At 68.9% G+C, this 15,008-nt stretch carries 20 protein-coding genes; 8 read left to right on the top strand and 12 right to left on the bottom strand.

The window, feature by feature from the left end:
- The first annotated feature begins 74 nt into the window (after positions 1–74).
- The 6 genes from ON26_RS09295 (at position 75) to ON26_RS09320 (ending at position 6,483) form a co-directional block, all read left to right on the top strand.
- The gene (locus tag ON26_RS09295; RefSeq protein ID WP_245545783.1) at positions 75–608 is read left to right on the top strand and encodes an arginine repressor; all 534 of its coding nucleotides are present in this window, start codon (positions 75–77) and stop codon (positions 606–608) included.
- Positions 609–889: 281 nt separating this feature from the next.
- Positions 890–1,531, top strand: coding sequence for a DUF305 domain-containing protein (locus ON26_RS09300; RefSeq protein WP_040795645.1), 642 nt, complete (start codon positions 890–892; stop codon positions 1,529–1,531).
- Positions 1,532–1,630: 99 nt separating this feature from the next.
- Entirely contained in the window at positions 1,631–2,353 is a 723-nt protein-coding gene (locus ON26_RS09305; protein WP_040795595.1) for a GntR family transcriptional regulator, read from the top strand.
- A 241-nt stretch (positions 2,354–2,594) separates the two neighbouring features.
- The gene (locus ON26_RS09310) at positions 2,595–4,088 is read left to right on the top strand and encodes a phytoene desaturase family protein (protein WP_040795596.1); all 1,494 of its coding nucleotides are present in this window, start codon (positions 2,595–2,597) and stop codon (positions 4,086–4,088) included.
- 158 nt (positions 4,089–4,246) lie between these two features.
- Positions 4,247–5,749, top strand: a complete 1,503-nt coding sequence (locus tag ON26_RS09315) for an NCS1 family nucleobase:cation symporter-1 (RefSeq protein ID WP_040795597.1) — start codon at positions 4,247–4,249, stop codon at positions 5,747–5,749.
- A complete protein-coding gene (locus ON26_RS09320; protein WP_040795598.1) occupies positions 5,749–6,483 on the top strand; it encodes an aspartate/glutamate racemase family protein in 735 nt (244 codons plus the stop codon). The genes ON26_RS09315 and ON26_RS09320 overlap by 1 nt, the downstream gene beginning before the upstream one ends.
- A 57-nt stretch (positions 6,484–6,540) precedes the next feature.
- Here the strand turns inward: ON26_RS09320 and ON26_RS09325 are convergent, their stop codons facing one another.
- Genes ON26_RS09325 through ON26_RS09370 form a run of 10 tightly spaced genes read right to left on the bottom strand, consistent with a single transcriptional unit; the run spans position 6,541 to position 12,069 of the window.
- Positions 6,541–6,849, bottom strand: coding sequence for a gas vesicle protein K (locus ON26_RS09325; protein WP_040795599.1), 309 nt, complete (start codon positions 6,847–6,849; stop codon positions 6,541–6,543).
- Positions 6,842–7,078: a gas vesicle protein gene (locus ON26_RS09330; protein ID WP_040795600.1), complete on the bottom strand. Its 237-nt coding sequence runs from the start codon at positions 7,076–7,078 to the stop codon at positions 6,842–6,844. Before ON26_RS09330 ends, ON26_RS09325 begins: the two co-directional genes overlap by 8 nt.
- The gene (locus ON26_RS09335; protein WP_040795601.1) at positions 7,075–7,860 is read right to left on the bottom strand and encodes a GvpL/GvpF family gas vesicle protein; all 786 of its coding nucleotides are present in this window, start codon (positions 7,858–7,860) and stop codon (positions 7,075–7,077) included. The genes ON26_RS09330 and ON26_RS09335 overlap by 4 nt, the downstream gene beginning before the upstream one ends.
- The gene (gene gvpJ, locus ON26_RS09340; protein ID WP_040795602.1) at positions 7,857–8,243 is read right to left on the bottom strand and encodes a gas vesicle protein GvpJ; all 387 of its coding nucleotides are present in this window, start codon (positions 8,241–8,243) and stop codon (positions 7,857–7,859) included. Before gvpJ (ON26_RS09340) ends, ON26_RS09335 begins: the two co-directional genes overlap by 4 nt.
- Entirely contained in the window at positions 8,240–8,563 is a 324-nt protein-coding gene (gene gvpO, locus ON26_RS09345) for a gas vesicle protein GvpO (RefSeq protein ID WP_281032382.1), read from the bottom strand. Before gvpO ends, gvpJ (ON26_RS09340) begins: the two co-directional genes overlap by 4 nt.
- Positions 8,563–8,820: a gas vesicle protein GvpG gene (locus tag ON26_RS09350; protein WP_040795603.1), complete on the bottom strand. Its 258-nt coding sequence runs from the start codon at positions 8,818–8,820 to the stop codon at positions 8,563–8,565. The genes gvpO and ON26_RS09350 overlap by 1 nt, the downstream gene beginning before the upstream one ends.
- A gap of 3 nt (positions 8,821–8,823) precedes the next feature.
- Positions 8,824–9,582 carry a GvpL/GvpF family gas vesicle protein gene (locus ON26_RS09355; protein WP_040795604.1) on the bottom strand — a complete coding sequence of 253 codons (759 nt, stop codon included), beginning with the start codon at positions 9,580–9,582 and terminating at the stop codon, positions 8,824–8,826.
- Positions 9,582–9,986, bottom strand: coding sequence for a gas vesicle protein GvpJ (gvpJ, locus tag ON26_RS09360; RefSeq protein WP_040795605.1), 405 nt, complete (start codon positions 9,984–9,986; stop codon positions 9,582–9,584). The genes ON26_RS09355 and gvpJ (ON26_RS09360) overlap by 1 nt, the downstream gene beginning before the upstream one ends.
- A complete protein-coding gene (locus ON26_RS09365) occupies positions 9,983–11,248 on the bottom strand; it encodes an SRPBCC family protein (RefSeq protein WP_083883962.1) in 1,266 nt (421 codons plus the stop codon). Before ON26_RS09365 ends, gvpJ (ON26_RS09360) begins: the two co-directional genes overlap by 4 nt.
- A gap of 5 nt (positions 11,249–11,253) precedes the next feature.
- A complete protein-coding gene (locus ON26_RS09370; protein ID WP_051026859.1) occupies positions 11,254–12,069 on the bottom strand; it encodes a hypothetical protein in 816 nt (271 codons plus the stop codon).
- Positions 12,070–12,451: 382 nt separating this feature from the next.
- On the opposite strand from ON26_RS09370, the gene ON26_RS33235 reads away from it, so the two are divergent.
- Positions 12,452–12,619: a hypothetical protein gene (locus ON26_RS33235; protein WP_157171836.1), complete on the top strand. Its 168-nt coding sequence runs from the start codon at positions 12,452–12,454 to the stop codon at positions 12,617–12,619.
- A 112-nt stretch (positions 12,620–12,731) separates the two neighbouring features.
- Here the strand turns inward: ON26_RS33235 and ON26_RS33840 are convergent, their stop codons facing one another.
- Together ON26_RS33840 and ON26_RS33845 are read right to left on the bottom strand one after the other, a co-directional pair.
- Positions 12,732–12,893: a hypothetical protein gene (locus ON26_RS33840; RefSeq protein ID WP_169333697.1), complete on the bottom strand. Its 162-nt coding sequence runs from the start codon at positions 12,891–12,893 to the stop codon at positions 12,732–12,734.
- Positions 12,894–12,945: 52 nt separating this feature from the next.
- Positions 12,946–13,104 (bottom strand): hypothetical protein, encoded by a 159-nt coding sequence (locus ON26_RS33845; RefSeq protein WP_169333698.1) that lies wholly within the window; start codon positions 13,102–13,104, stop codon positions 12,946–12,948.
- A gap of 316 nt (positions 13,105–13,420) precedes the next feature.
- Between ON26_RS33845 and ON26_RS09375 the strand changes: the two genes are divergently transcribed.
- Positions 13,421–14,623, top strand: coding sequence for an argininosuccinate synthase (locus ON26_RS09375; protein WP_040795606.1), 1,203 nt, complete (start codon positions 13,421–13,423; stop codon positions 14,621–14,623).
- Positions 14,624–15,008: the final 385 nt, after the last annotated feature.

Genomic DNA, 15,008 nt, shown 5'->3' on the forward strand with positions numbered 1-15,008 from the left:
CGGCGCGGGGATACCGTGGGCGGTACCGGTGCGGTCCGGTCGACGCAGCACCGACGACGCGGGGAGACGCGACGATGAGCGTCTCCACCCCTGAGCGCGGCTCCGGGCGATCGTCCGACGGTAGAGGACCGGCGATCGCCCGCACCCGCGCGGGCCGCCAGTCCCGCATCATCGAACTGCTCTCCGCCCACGCCGTGCGCAGCCAGACCGAACTGGCCGCCCTGCTTGCCGCCGAGGGCATCGAGACCACCCAGGCCACGCTCTCCCGTGATCTCGACGAACTCGGCGCCGTGAAGCTCCGCGCGGCCGACGGCGGCGCGGGCGTCTACGTCGTCCCCGAGGACGGCAGCCCCGTCCGCGGCGTCACCGGCGGCACCGACCGCCTCTCCAAACTCCTCGGCGACCTGCTCGTCTCCACCGACGCCAGCGGCAATATCGCCGTGCTGCGCACCCCACCCGGCGCCGCGGGCTATCTGGCCTCCGCCCTCGACCGCGCCGCCCTGCCCTACATCGTCGGCACCATCGCCGGCGACGACACCATCGCCGTCATCGCCCGCGAACCCCTCACCGGCGCCGAATTGGCCGCCAAGATCGAGGAACTGGCCTGAGCGGATCGCGCTCCGTCTCCCGAGGCAGGCGCGCAGGAGCCAGAAGCGAGCGCAGCGGAGGCGGTGGAGGTGGGCCACACACCGCGAGATCCCGGAACCGGCGGTCACAAGCGACCCGGGACGATGTCGGCAGTGGCAGGTAGCTCGTTGCTAGGGTGGATTCGTGCTGGTGGCGCCGGATGCGGCCGCAGCGCGTGAACGGACCAAGAGTTGCCCGGCCCAGGTCGCGGCGACACCCATATCGGCCTGATGCACACCTTCGGAAAACGTCAGGAGTGATCATGTCCGGCAAGACGCTTACCTCAGCCGTGCTGGTGGTGCTGGCCGCGGCTGCTGTACTCACCGGCTGCGGCAACGACGATTCGGCCGCGGGCCGCACCGAGGGGGTGACCACCACCAGCGTTTCGGCGCCCGCGGCGCCGGGCACCGCCACCACGGCCGTCCCGGCCGAGGCGCACAACGACGCCGACATCGCTTTCGCGCAGCAGATGATCCCGCACCATCAGCAGGCGGTGATGATGGCCGAGATGGCGCTGATGCGGTCGACCGATCCGCAACTCATCGAGCTGGCCGAGCGGATCCAGGCCGCCCAGCAACCCGAGATCGCGACGATGACCGCGTGGTTGCAGGCATGGGGTGTGCCCGTCATGGGCGGTGGGCACGGCCCCGGCCCGCACGGCGGTGGCTGGCCGATGCCGGGAATGATGAACGACGAGCAGATGTCGCACATGGGGGCCGCCACCGGTGCCGAGTTCGACCGGCTGTGGCTGACCGGGATGATCACCCATCACGAAGGAGCGATCACGATGTCGCGCACCGAGCTCGCCGAGGGCGCCTACCCGGACGCCAAGGCCATGGCCCAGCACATCATCGACGGCCAGCAGGCCGAGATCGACCAGATGCGGGACATGCTGCACGGTTGATCCGTTCCGTTTCCTGTCGAGCGCGCGGCTGCACGTACATTTTCCTGCCTGTCACATCCGTGACCGAGATCGCAACACGAGCCGCCTACCGTGAGGGCCATGCCGCCACGCCGACGATCCGCGTTGCTCGCCCGGTTGGTGGTCGACGAACCCGGCAGGCCCCAGATCATTCTGGGCGAACTGCGCCGGGTGATCCTGGACGGGGCGGTGCCACCGCGCACCGCCATTCCGCTGCGTGAAGTCGCGGAACTGTTCGGCGTCAGCCACATACCGGTTCGCGAGGCGCTCAAAACGCTCATGGGGGAGGGGCTGGTCACCCACCAGCCGCATTCCGGATACACCGTTGCCCAGCTCACCGCCGCCGAGCTACGCGAGATGTACATAGTCCGGGAGACTTTGGAGACAGCGTCGCTGGCCGCGGCCGCCCGCCACGCCACCGAGGCCGACATCGAGGCCCTGCTCGGTGTGAACGCCGATCTGGAAGCCGCCATCCGCGACGACGACCCGGTCGCCTACCACCGCCTGTCCAGGCACTTCCATGTCGCCCTGACCAGGCCGTCGCGCATGTTCCGGCTGCTGCACATGCTCGAAACAGCCTGGAACGTCACCGAACCCGTGCAGACGATGGTGCACGTCGATCGAGCCGATCGCATCCTCCTGCACACCGACCATGCCCACCTGCTCGACGCTTTCCTCGCGCGCGACGTCGACCGTCTGCTGACGGCGGCCGAAACACACCACCGCCGGCTGGAGAGTGTCATCGCGACGCTGCCCACCGACACCGGACTGCTTGCGCCGGAGGATGTTCCGGCGGCTCCGTAACGGAGCGCGCGCCCGCGCCGGTCACGGCCCACCGGCGCGCCGAGCGGTTCGGGCACCGGAGGCGTCACCACCGTGGCAGAGTGCGCAGTGCGAGCCGGTGACAGCGCGGCCGCCTGTCAGGAACGAACGCGGGCCGGGCAACGGCGAGCCGGGAGTCGAACGGTCGCCGCCGTGGTCCTCGACGGGAAGGATGCGGTGGGATGGCTTCACAGGACGGACACGGCCCGGGCGAGGTGTGGGCATGAGCCGGGTGCTGGTGGTCGGTGCCGGGATCGGCGGGCTGGCGGCCGCGATGCGATTGCAGGCCATGGGACATCGGGTCACCGTGCTCGAGCAGTCGGAGGAGATCGGCGGCAAGCTCGGCGTGGTGGAGCAGGACGGGTTCCGCTTCGACACCGGCCCGTCGCTGCTGACGATGCCACAGGTGCTCGAGGAACTGTTCGCCTCCACCGGCTCCTCGGTCCACGACGTCCTCTCGCTGCAGCGGCTGCCGCTCGCGGCCGGATACCGCTTCCCCGACGGCACGGAACTGAATATGCCGGGAACGCTCGCCGATATCCCGGCCGCCCTCGACGCGGCGCTCGGCCCCGGCCGGGGCGCGCAATGGTCGGCGCTGCTCGATCGCGCACGCGCCATCTGGGACGTGACCCACGGCCCCTTCCTGGAGTCGCCGATGCGATTGCGCACCATGGTGGGTGGCCTGATCAAGCCCTCGGATGTCCGTACCGTCGCGCCATGGCACACCCTGCGCGGACTGGGACGCCGCTACCTGCGCGATCCCCGCCTGATGATGCTGCTCGACCGATACGCCACCTACACCGGCTCCGACCCGCGCCGGGCACCCGCCGCGCTCGCCTCCATCCCGTGGACCGAACAGGCGTGGGGATCCTGGTATGTGCGGGGCGGGCTGGGCCGCATCGCGGTGGCGCTGCGGGACAGGCTGCTCGAACTCGGCGGTGCGGTCGAGACGAACAGCCTGGTCGTCGAGCTCACGACGGATGCGCGCGGGCACGTCACCGGCGCCGTGCTCGCCGACGGCCGCGTCGAAACCGCCGAGATCGTGGTCGCCGACGCCGACGCGCGGCAGGTGTACGAGCGCCTCGTCCGTACCCCGGCGACCCGGCGCGCCGCCGCGCATCTGCGCCGCGCGACCCCGTCCCTGTCGGGCTTCGCGATCCTGCTGGCGCTCGACGATCCACCCGCGGACGCACCGCACCATCAGGTGCTGTTCGCCGAGGACTACGACGCGGAATTCGACGCGGTCTTCGGTTTCGGCGGGCCACTGCGTCCGGTGGCCGCGCCGACGGTGTACATCTCGGCTCCCGACGACCCGGCGGTCGTCCCCGGTCCGGGGACCGGAGCCTGGTTCGTCCTGGTGAACGCGCCCCGGCACGATCCGGAAGCCGGAATGGACTGGGACGCACCGGGCTCGGCCGACGACTACGCCGATCTGGTCCTGCGGGTGATGGCCGAGCGCGGTCTCGATGTGCGTCCGCGGATACGGCACACCACCGTCATCACACCGGCCGACCTCGAGCGGCGCACGTGCACGCCCGGCGGCAGTATCTACGGCTCCTCGTCGAACGGTCCGCGCGCGGCATTCCTGCGGCCGGCCAATACCGCACCGGTGCCCGGCCTGTTCCTGGTCGGCGGATCCGCGCACCCGGGCGGCGGACTGCCGCTGGTCATGCTCTCGGCGCGCATCGTCGCCGGCCTGATCGGCCCGTCGGCGTGACCACCCGGCCGCGGCCGCCGCGGGAGCACGACCGGATCTCCTGCGGCGGAAGATATATCAACGACGCAATAGCGGGGCAACGGAAGGGCAACGGCGGGGCAATAGCCGCTTCCTATGGTGACCGGCGATAGATCTCCACTCCCGGACGGGACATCGCCATGACCGAGATACTCGCCCCGGCCACCGCGCCGAGCGCCCCCTCGACCGCCGCCGCGGCCGGCACGCCCGATTACCACCCCAGGCTCACCAACGAGTGCCTGGCGCCACTCGAGAAGCAGACCTGGAGCTCCTACAACATCTTCGCCTTCTGGATGTCGGACGTGCACAGCGTCGGCGGTTACGTCACCGCGGGCAGTCTGTTCGCGCTCGGCCTGTCCAGCTGGCAGGTGCTGGTGGCGCTGCTGGTCGGCATCACCATCGTCTATTTCTTCTGCAACCTGGTCGCCAAGCCGAGCCAGGTCACGGGCGTGCCGTATCCGGTCATCTGTCGTAGTTCCTTCGGCGTGCTCGGCGCGAACATCCCGGCGGTCATCCGCGGCCTGATCGCCGTCGCCTGGTACGGCATCCAGACCTTCCTGGCCTCCGCGGCGCTGGAGATCGTGCTGATCAAACTGTTCCCGGGCCTGGCCCCGTACGCGGTGACCGCGGACTACGGCTTCGTCGGGCTGTCGGCGCTCGGCTGGGGCTGCTATCTGCTGCTGTGGGTCGTGCAGGCATGTGTCTTCTGGCGGGGCATGGAATCCATCCGCCGGTTCATCGACTTCTGCGGTCCCGCCGTCTACGTGGTCATGTTCCTGCTCTGCGGCTACCTCATCTCCGAGGCGGGCTGGAGCGCCATCGACCTCAGCCTCGGCGAGGTCACCCATCACGGCCTGGACGCGGTGCCGGTCATGCTCGGCGCCATCGCCCTGGTGGTGTCCTACTTCTCCGGCCCGATGCTGAATTTCGGCGATTTCTCCCGCTACGGCCGCAGTTTCGGCGCGGTCCGGCGCGGCAACCTGCTCGGCCTGCCGGTGAACTTCCTGGTGTTCTCGCTGCTGGTGGTGGTCACCGCCTCGCTCACCCTGCCGGTCTACGGCGAACTCATCACCGACCCGGTGGAAACCGTGGCCCGTATCGACTCCACCTTCGCCATCGTGCTCGGCGCGGCCACCTTCACCATCGCCACCATCGGCATCAACATCGTCGCCAACTTCATCTCGCCCGCCTTCGACTTCTCCCACGTCAGCCCGCAGAAGATCAGCTGGCGTGCGGGCGGCATGATCGCCGCCGTCGGCTCGGTGCTCATCACGCCCTGGAACCTCTACAACAACCCCGACGTGATCCACTACACGCTGGAAACCCTCGGCGCCTTCATCGGCCCGCTGTTCGGCGTGCTCATCGCCGACTACTACCTGATCAAGAAGCAGCGGGTGATCGTCGACGACCTGTTCACCATGTCCGAGCAGGGCAGCTACTGGTACCGCAAGGGCTACAACCCGATCGCGGTGATCGCCACCGTGCTCGGCGCTCTGGTCGCGGTGTTCCCCGTGCTGTTCAACAGCCTGCCCGGCATGTCGACCACCGCCCAGTACAGCTGGTTCATCGGCTGCGCGCTCGGCTTCGTGGTCTACACCCTGCTGTCGCGCCGCAGCCCCGCCCCCGCGGAGGCCACCGCCTGATGCGCATCGTGGTCGTCAACCCGAACACCACCCGGGCGATGACCGATCTGATCGAAGCGGGTGCCCGAGCCGTCGCAGGCCCGGGCACCCGCGTCGACGCGGTCACCTCCGCCACGGGCCCCGCCTCCATCGAGAGCCACTACGACGAAGCGCTGAGCGTCCCCGGCCTGCTCGACGCCATCCGCCGCGCCGACGCCGAGCCCGATCCGGTCGCCGGCTACGTGATCGCCTGCTTCGGCGACCCCGGTCTCGACGCCGCCCGCGAACTGGCGAGCGTCCCCGTCGTGGGCATGGCCGAAGCCGCTTTCCACACCGCGAGCCACCTCGGCCGCGGATTCAGCGTCGTCACCACCCTCGGCCGTACCCTCGGCCGCGCCGCCGACCTGCTCGAGCGCTACGGCATGTCCCGGTTCTGCCTCGGCATGCACGCCTGTGACCTCCCGGTCCTGGCCCTCGACACCGACCCGGACGCGCGCAGGATCGTCACCGAGGCGTGCGGGCGTGCGGTGGAACACGACGACTCCGAGGTCGTCGTGCTCGGCTGCGCGGGCATGACCGATCTGGCCGCGCACATCACCGCCGAGGTCGGGGTGCCGGTGATCGACGGGGTCGCGGCCGCCACCCTCGCGGTGCAGTCGCTGGCGACCATGCGGTTGCGGCCTTCCGGCCGTGGGGAATTCGCCGCGCCGCCGGCGAAGCCGTACGCGGGAATACTGCGTGACTTCGGATCCTGAACTCCCGCCGCAGCGGCGTTGCGCATTTCCCTGACAACGCGCGCGGTTCGCCGGGACTCACCAGGGATCGCAGCGTTCCTCCGGCAGCAGCGTCCCCAGCGGGCCCAGATCGATGTTCAGGTCTTCGGGCCGCAGGCCGAAGTGCTCACGCAGCTCGGCCATCCGCTCTTCGAGCAGCATCAAGGTGGTGCCGATCCGCTCGATCTGGTCGTCGGTGAGATCGCCCTCGTCGACCCGGCGCACGGCCTGTCGCTCGATCAGTTGCCGCAGCAGTTCCACCAGGGTCAGCACCAGGGTCACCAGTCCCCGCTCGACGCTCTCCGGATCGGCGTCGATTCTGGGTGGCACACCGTCGTATTCAGCCATCGGAACCCGACTCCCGTTGCGGCGCCGGGCGACCGGCGGGCTCGAGTTCAGCGGGGCCGGCCCCGGTCAGGGCACTGATCGAGGAGATCAGCGCGCGCAGCGAGATCTGCACCATGTCGACATCGGCAATGGAGAGTTTGATGTCGCCGGAGATCACCACGCCGCCGGCCAGCACCCGATCCAGCAGGTCCACCAGCGCGACGCGGCGTTCGCCGTCGGCGGCCCTCACAGCGGATCCTTGCTCACGCCCGCGAACGAGTACGGCGGCCAGGGCCCGGTCAATTCCAGCCGGATACCGGGAAAGCGTTCGCTCTGGGCGGCCACAGCGGCCGCGAACGCGTCGGCGCGATCGTCGTCGACGAGATAGCTGCCGTTGAGCACCATCCACTCCCCGGTGCGACTCAGCGCGGGATCGGTGGCCGGTTGCCGCCGTCCCGCCGCGGCCTCCCGGACCAGCGTCTCGTGGATCTGCTCGACGTGCTCGGCGGTCTGCTGCTCGACGGTGTCCTGCGCGCTCAACTGTGCCCGGCGGCGGAGCAGATACGCGGTGCCGGTGCCGCCGCTGTCGGGCGCGGCCGCCCGGGCGACGGCGCCGATCAGTGCGTCACGGTCGCCATAACCTTTGACTCCCCATTCGGTGCGGCCCGCCACCAGTGCCAGTGCCGCCTCGAAATCCGTTCGCCGTTCCTCGAGCAACTCACGCACACGGTCGTCGTCCAGGAAGACCGTCGCCAACCGCATCGGCACGACCGGTCCACGTCGCGCCGCCGCCGACACCACCGCATCGTGCGCGCGCGCCACGCCTTCCAGCCAATCCAGATCCTCCAGGTTCCGGCGCAACGGCTGCTCGCCGAAGACCGCGAGGGGCACCGAACCGACCACCGCCGTCAGTGGTCCGGCTTCGATTCTGCGCAACGCTTCCCCGGCGACGCCGGTCGCCCCGTCGAGGACCTCGCCGACGGTCGTGGTGTCGGCGACGGTGTAGAGCCAGATCCCCTCGTCACCGGTCACGACCGCTCGTCCTCCGTTTCGGCGGTGATTTCGGCGGGTGCGTCCACACCGAGAGCTCCTTCCAGCCGCGCGATCCGCTCGCGCAGTTCCCGGTTCTCCAGTTCCAGATCATGATCGCGCCGTTCCAGCGTGTGCGCCTTGCTGTTCAGCCACGGATCGGTCTCCCACCAATCGATGCCCACTGCCTTCGCGGTCTCCAGCGACGCCACCACCAGGCGCAATTTGATCGTGAGCAGTTCGATGTCGAGCAGGTTCACCTGGATGTCGCCGGCGATCACCAGCCCTTTGTCCAGTACCCGTTCGAGGATGTCGCCGAGATTCGTCGACTGATGGCCGCCCCCGTAGGGCTGCGGCGAGGACGGCGTCCCCCCGGCCACTGTCATGACCGACCCCCTCCGATATCGGTGCTGCCGCGGCTGTAGCGGCGGGTCCGGTGATAGGCCAGCAGATTGCCGTCCAAGTCGATCTCCACTTCGTAGAGTGCGAGCATGTCCGACGACGAGGGAATGCGCTGGTCCTCCAGGACCTCGATCTCCACCCTCCACCCGTCCTCGGTCGGCGTCATGGAAGTCGTGCCCTCCAATTGCTTGGCGATCAGAGAGCGCAATTGTTCGCTCGCCGCGGCAGCCGCCTCGGCCGGGGTGGCCGCGAGCGGGGCGCCGCGCTCCGGGGCTTCGTCTGCCGGCTCGCGGGTCACCTCGATCACTCCTCTCCGGCGGGCGGACCCGTCGATCCGGGCGGCCGGATCAACCGGTCGAGCACCCGCTGCTGCGCGAGACGCCGCTCCTCGTCGGACAGTTCGCCCGCGGCCGCGGCCTCGTCGATCGCCTCGATCTCGCGGCGGATCTTCGCCGGGTCGTTCAGTTCGTGCTCGACCCGTTCCTGGATCACCTCGCCCAGCCACAGCACTCCGCGCACCGGGGCGAGCGGCAGCATCAACAGCGACGACACCAGCCCCATGGCTCAGCCCTCCGGTTCCGGCGCGGCGACGAAGTCGTAGGCCGCCATCGGGCCGAGCAGGCTCAGCTCCACGCGGCCGTCCCACTCCTCGGCCAGCTCTGTCAATTTCTGCTCGAGTTCGCCCTGGCGCTCCAGCTCGATCAGGACCGCGACGTGCACCGCCTCCTCCTCGTGCGTCGGCGGCCGCAGGTTGACCAGCGGGTCGAGGTCGTCGAGCGCGCCGACCACCCGATCGGTGTCGGCGGCCCGGCGCTGCTCGATCGCGTTGTTGATCATCTCGCCGAGCGCGATACGTTCGTTGCGCGTCGCGTCCTCGGGCTTGTCGCGGATCTCCGCGCGCAGCCGCTGCACCTCGGGATCGCTTTCGAGCAATTCGCGCAGGATGGCCTTCTCGACATACCGCCCCCGGATCACGAACTGCGCGCGGCCCTCCAGTTCGCCCAGCGCGGTACGCAACGTGTCCTCATGGGACTTCAGCAGCTCCTCCTGCACCGCGTCCGCATCGGTCAGGACCGCGCCGAAGCGCAACGGCAGCACCGGCGCGACGGCGGCCGAGCCGTCGAGCAGGCGCGCGTGCGCGGTGAGATCGTCCGGGGTGCCCAGCGGTCGACCGATCGGAACCTCGCTGACCAGCGCGGCAACGTCGCCCTGCCGCACCACGGTGATCCGGCCAGGGGGATCGCCCACACCGGTCGCGTGATCTTCCGGCTCTACATCGCCGGGCACGATGCCGTACACGTACATCGCCGTCTCGCCGGGCATCAGTGACCCCTCTCTCGCGGCCGCGATGCCCGCTGGCGCTTGTCCTCCACCTCGTCGAGCAGGCCCATCACCTTTTCGCCCGCGGCTTCGATCGCGCCTTTGGTCTTGTGCTTGGCGCCGCCCGACACGGCGTCGCCGACCAGATCGGGCAGGCCCTTCGCATCGCTCTCGGAGATGTCGAGCCGATCGACCGCCTGCGCGAAACGCAGGTAGGTGTCGACGCTGGCCACCACGACCCTCGCGTCGATGGTGATCAGTTCGATGCCGACCAGCGACACCCGCACGAAGGCATCGATGACCAGTCCCTTGTCCAGGATCGTGTCGACCACATCGGCCAGACTGGACGAGTTCGGCCGTGCCATCGTGCCTGCCCCGCCCCGGCCCCCCGCGGGTTCGATCGTCATGTCGATTCATCTCCTCGATCGGCGCCTCGACGTTCGGATCCGGCCCGTCGCCGGGCCGGCTTGCGGCGTGGCGCGGATCGCTCCGAATTCTCGGCGGACTCGGTGTTCTCGTTCTCGGCGGCTCTGTTCCTGCGCGCCGAGCGCCCGGTCGCGGGCTTCGCGCCGGACTCCTCCTCCTCCTCCGGGGCCTCCTCGTCGACGGCGTTCTCGGCGACTACCTTCTTGTCGCGGATCTCCCCGTGCCAGCCCTGCACGTCGTCGGGATGCAATATGGTCTCGGTCATGACGTGGCGCTGGAAGTGCTTCAGTTCCAAGCGTGTTCGTCTTCCTGCGGCGCGCCACAGATTGGCGGTCTTCTCGAACACCCCGACCGGGTGGTACTCGAGCACCATGATGATGCGGGTCAACTCCGGGGCGAGTTCGTGGAAGGTCACCGCGCCGTCGATATAGCCTTTCTGGCCCTTCGACCGCCAGACGATCCGCTCGAACGGGACCTGCTCGACGATGGTCGATTCCCAGCTGCGCCGCGACCAGAACACCTTGCCGGTCCAGGTCAGCTTCTCGTCGGAAACCTGCTCGACCTGTTCGACCTTCTTCATGAACTTCGGAAAATCCGCGAACTGAGTCCATTGGTCGTAGGCCAGCCGGACCGGCACCCCGACATCGATCTGCTCGACGATATTCGTCAGCTTCAATTTCTTGCCGCCGCTGCCCTTACCCTTGCCGCCGAGCAGCGAGTCCTTCGCGTTCTGCAGCGTGTCCTTGACGTTGTGGCCGAGATGCGCCATGCCGGCACTCATCGCCGCCTTCATCGGTGACGCACCACCGGCGAGCTTCTCCACGCCGGTCACAGCCGCCAGCAGATTGCCGCCGCCGCCCTCGGCGTAATCGTGCAGCCGGTCGGCGGTCCCCGCCACCTTGTCGGTGACTCCGCTGAGCGCCCGCTCGGCCACCGTGCCCGCCAGACTCTGCAGCGACTGCTGCAACTGTGCGGCCGGTGTGAGCTCTTCGACCTTCTCCGCCGTCGACGACGCGGCGCGGCGCGCCTGCCCCGTGGTCGACGACGCCGCCCGGCGTGCCTGTCCGGTCGTGGACGAGGCGGCGCGGCGTGCCTGTCCCGTGCCGGACGAGGCCGCGCGGCGTGCCTGTCCGGCGGTCGCGGTTGCGGCCTTGCCCGCCTGCCGGGTGACCGTGGTGGCGGCCCGGCGGGCGGCGCCCGCGGTACCTGAACCGGACCGATCGCCGACTGTTCCCTTCGCCATTGCCCTCACCTCCCGGTCCGGCGCACGGGCGCGCGATCGGCGGTGTCGGCGTCGGCCCGCACGCGGCGTGCGGAGGAGCCGGAACGACCGCCGGAACCCGCGCTCTCGGTTCCGCGTGACCTGCTCGTCCGGGTCCGCGACGTCGCGGCGGCTCGTGGCCGGCCACGGGGGCGGACGCGCCGGGCCGGTTCGTCGTCGGTGGTGTCGCGCGCGGACTCCTCGTCCTCGTCCTCGTTTTCCGTCTCGTCGGTCTCGTCGTCCTCCGGTTCCGTCTCGTCCTCGGGCTCCGTTTCGTCCTCCGCCTCGTCGTCGAATTCCGCCTCGTCGTCCGCGTAGCCCTCGTCGTCTTCAGCGGCCTCTTCGTCGTCGGTGTCGTCGTACTCGTCCCGGTCTTCGAAATCACCGTCGTCGCTGCGCTCTTCATCGACCTCGTCCTCGTCGAGATCGTCGGCGTACTCGTCCTCGGGCAGATCCTCTCTCGATCCCGTCGACGGCTGTCGCAGTCGCGCGTTGAGGGCGTCCACCCGGTTCGCCGCGGCATTGACCGCCGCCGCCCGGACCGCACCGGCCAACTCACCCCGGACCGCCTCGGTGACCTTGGCCAGCTCCGAGGACGACTCCATCAGCGAACCGCCGCGTTTGAGCAACTCCCGCGCCTGGGACTGCCTGCTCAGTCCCGCACCCGCCAGCGCCAATGCAAACCGCATCTTGCGGGTGCGGCCGAGGACATACCCGACGCCCACACCGATCGCCAGTCTCGCGCCACCCTTCATCACCACTCCTTGCCTGCCGTCGACGGCGATGCACCGCTTCCAGCGCAAGGGTCGGCAGCGTATCGATATGCCCCGAATGTGGGCTACACCAGATTCTCGTCGGCAAACTCGATTTGCGGTCGGAATTTCATCGGACCGTTCCTGATTTCTCGAGTCGCGAAATCGCTACCGCCACCGGCGGCCTGTGACAATTCGCTTCCAAGATCAAATATTTCGATCAGAACGCCAGCGGTAGCTGTGTTTCGCAATATGAATTATCCAGCCGTTACCGAATTCCGATGAGAAGAACGTTCAGCTCATCGCCGCCGCAGCAGCGCCGACAGTAGGCATGGATGTAACCGGCCGAAGGTTGGCTTGTCCTTACTGTGACAGTCGCCGCGCCGACGTGCCGTGAGCGGCAGTCGGGCTGCCTACCCGGAAAGGAAAGATCATGCCGTTGCCGAAGCGGACACCGAACACCAAGCGGGTCTGGCGAGTGCCCGGCGCGCGTCCGGAAGTGATGCGGCGCGTAGCGGCGGCCTTGCAGCAGCCCGAACTCGACGACGCCGACCTCTCGGCGCAACCCCGGACGGAAGCCGACGCTCACGTATCCGTGTGATCCGAGCCTGCCGCGTCGACGAGCGGGAAACGCTCGGGCGATCGAATGCGGAGGAAGCGCCGGCGAGCGCGCTCCGCACCGCCGGAACAACGCAGTGAGCGGATCCGGGCCATCAGTGCGGGTACTCGGAGAAGAACTGCTGCAACAGCGGCGCCACCAGTTCGAACCCCATCCGGGTGATCGTGACGGCGGCATTGCCGCCGTGCATGAGGGCGAAGCCGAGCCAGTCCCGATTGTCGATGGCGAATTGCAGCAGGGGGTCGGTGTCGTTCACGGGTGCTCCTCTGCATCCGGATGCTGCCGGGCGGCCGAACGAGCCGCTCGGGCTACTGGGCGAAGTACGGCTGGAGCAGCGGCGGCAGAACTTCCAGACCCCACCTGACGATCGACAGTGCCTCGTTGCCGAGGTTGATGACGACGTATCCGATCAGATCGCGGTTCTGCTCGGCCAGGTCCTGCAGGGGCTCGATGATGTTGTGGAACATGGGCCGGGTCCTTTGCATCCGCCGCGGATGGGTCAGGCTTTCGTGGAGGAGTCCAGGCTTTCACAGGCCCCGGGCGCGGCCAAGCCTGCCGAGTATCGAGACGGTGCCTACAGTGATGACGAAACCGTCTCGACCGAGGCGTCCGGATGTGATCCGCGCCGAGATGACCACCCCGGTTATGTATGGGCTTGCATAGTCGTGCATAATCATTTGCATAAGGGTGCAGGGTTCCTGACCTGCGCGCCGGCGCGACCGGCAGACCGCCGCAAGACGGTCGAGACCACCACTCATACAACACCTAGGGAGCACTGAAGACATGTCCGAGCGCGTCGTACTCGCCTACTCCGGTGGGCTGGACACCTCCGTCGCCATCAGCTGGATCGGCAAGGAGACCGGCGCCGAGGTCGTGGCCGTCGCCATCGATCTGGGCCAGGGCGGCGAGGACATGAACGTGGTGCGCCAGCGCGCACTCGACTGCGGCGCCGTCGAGGCCGTCGTGGTCGACGCCCGCGACGAGTTCGCCGACGAGTACTGCCTGCCCACCATCCAGGCCAACGCTCTCTACATGGGCGAGTACCCGCTGGTTTCGGCCATCAGTCGGCCGCTGATCGTCAAGCACCTGGTGGAGGCCGCCAAGTTCCACGGCGCCACCACCGTCGCGCACGGCTGCACCGGCAAGGGCAACGACCAGGTGCGCTTCGAGGTCGGCATCGGCGCGCTCGCGCCCGATCTGAACGTGATCGCCCCGGTCCGCGACTACGCCTGGACCCGGGAGAAGGCCATCGCCTTCGCCGAGGAGAACAAGCTCCCGATCAACGTCACCAAGAAGTCGCCGTTCTCCATCGACCAGAACGTGTGGGGCCGTGCCGTGGAGACCGGGTTCCTCGAGGACCTGTGGAACGCGCCGACCAAGGACGTCTACGACTACACCGCAGACCCGACGGTCAACTTCGAGGCCCCCGACGAACTGATCATCACCTTCGACAAGGGCGTCCCGGTCGCCATCGACGGTCGCCAGGTCAGCGTGCTCGAGGCCATCGTCGAGTTGAACCACCGCGCGGGCCGCCAGGGCGTCGGCCGGCTGGACATGGTCGAGGACCGGCTCGTCGGCATCAAGAGCCGCGAGATCTACGAGGCGCCCGGCGCCATCGCGCTGATCACCGCACACCAGGCGCTCGAGCACGTGACCATCGAGCGCGAGCTGGGCCGCTACAAGCGCCAGGTCGAGCAGCGCTGGGGCGAGCTGGCCTACGACGGCCTGTGGTTCTCCCCGCTGAAGCGGGCGCTGGACGCCTTCGTGCAGGACACCCAGCAGGCCGTCTCCGGCGACATCCGGATGGTGCTCCACGGTGGTTCCGCCGTGGTCAACGGCCGCCGTTCCGAGCAGTCGCTCTACGACTTCAACCTCGCCACCTACGACGAGGGCGACACTTTCGACCAGTCGCTGGCCAAGGGCTTCGTGCAGATCCACGGACTGTCGTCGAAGGTCGCCGCGCGCCGCGATCTGAACCAGAAGTAATCCGACGCTGTCGACGAGGGCCGGTGCTGTGCGCGCCGGCCCTCGTCGGCGCGCTCGGGGGCCGCGCCTGATGCGCGCCGCGCGCCCCGGCTACGGTGGGATCGACGCAGGTGACGGCCTGATGCGGCGCGGAGAACGGACCCGGGCCGAGGCCTGCGCCGAACAATTCCGTTGTCGACGGGCATCGACACGGAGTCCGGGCCGAGTTCCGATACCGACCGGGCCGGAGCACGGGGAGTCCCAGAACCAACGACGAGGAGACAGCACACGATGACGCAGAGCGGCAGCACGAACACCGGTGCGCTGTGGGGCGGGCGGTTCGCATCGGGCCCCGCCGAGGCGATGGCCGCGCTGAGCAAATCCACCCACTTCGACTGGGCGCTGG

The sequence above is a fragment of the Nocardia higoensis NBRC 100133 genome (assembly GCF_000308595.1).
Classification (GTDB): domain Bacteria; phylum Actinomycetota; class Actinomycetes; order Mycobacteriales; family Mycobacteriaceae; genus Nocardia; species Nocardia higoensis.

What these genes read in the sequence shown, in the direction of transcription:
- ON26_RS09295 (WP_245545783.1), top strand. Translation starts at nt 75, where the DNA reads ATGAGCGTCTCCACCCCTGAGCGCGGCTCCGGGCGATCGTCCGACGGT.
- ON26_RS09300 (WP_040795645.1), top strand. Translation starts at nt 890, where the DNA reads ATGTCCGGCAAGACGCTTACCTCAGCCGTGCTGGTGGTGCTGGCCGCG.
- ON26_RS09305 (WP_040795595.1), top strand. Translation starts at nt 1,631, where the DNA reads ATGCCGCCACGCCGACGATCCGCGTTGCTCGCCCGGTTGGTGGTCGAC.
- ON26_RS09310 (WP_040795596.1), top strand. Translation starts at nt 2,595, where the DNA reads ATGAGCCGGGTGCTGGTGGTCGGTGCCGGGATCGGCGGGCTGGCGGCC.
- ON26_RS09315 (WP_040795597.1), top strand. Translation starts at nt 4,247, where the DNA reads ATGACCGAGATACTCGCCCCGGCCACCGCGCCGAGCGCCCCCTCGACC.
- ON26_RS09320 (WP_040795598.1), top strand. Translation starts at nt 5,749, where the DNA reads ATGCGCATCGTGGTCGTCAACCCGAACACCACCCGGGCGATGACCGAT.
- ON26_RS09325 (WP_040795599.1), bottom strand. Translation starts at nt 6,849, where the DNA reads ATGGCTGAATACGACGGTGTGCCACCCAGAATCGACGCCGATCCGGAG.
- gvpJ (WP_040795602.1), bottom strand. Translation starts at nt 8,243, where the DNA reads ATGACAGTGGCCGGGGGGACGCCGTCCTCGCCGCAGCCCTACGGGGGC.
- ON26_RS09350 (WP_040795603.1), bottom strand. Translation starts at nt 8,820, where the DNA reads ATGGGGCTGGTGTCGTCGCTGTTGATGCTGCCGCTCGCCCCGGTGCGC.
- ON26_RS09355 (WP_040795604.1), bottom strand. Translation starts at nt 9,582, where the DNA reads ATGCCCGGCGAGACGGCGATGTACGTGTACGGCATCGTGCCCGGCGAT.
- gvpJ (WP_040795605.1), bottom strand. Translation starts at nt 9,986, where the DNA reads ATGACGATCGAACCCGCGGGGGGCCGGGGCGGGGCAGGCACGATGGCA.
- ON26_RS09365 (WP_083883962.1), bottom strand. Translation starts at nt 11,248, where the DNA reads ATGGCGAAGGGAACAGTCGGCGATCGGTCCGGTTCAGGTACCGCGGGC.
- ON26_RS33235 (WP_157171836.1), top strand. Translation starts at nt 12,452, where the DNA reads ATGCCGTTGCCGAAGCGGACACCGAACACCAAGCGGGTCTGGCGAGTG.
- ON26_RS33845 (WP_169333698.1), bottom strand. Translation starts at nt 13,104, where the DNA reads ATGTTCCACAACATCATCGAGCCCCTGCAGGACCTGGCCGAGCAGAAC.
- ON26_RS09375 (WP_040795606.1), top strand. Translation starts at nt 13,421, where the DNA reads ATGTCCGAGCGCGTCGTACTCGCCTACTCCGGTGGGCTGGACACCTCC.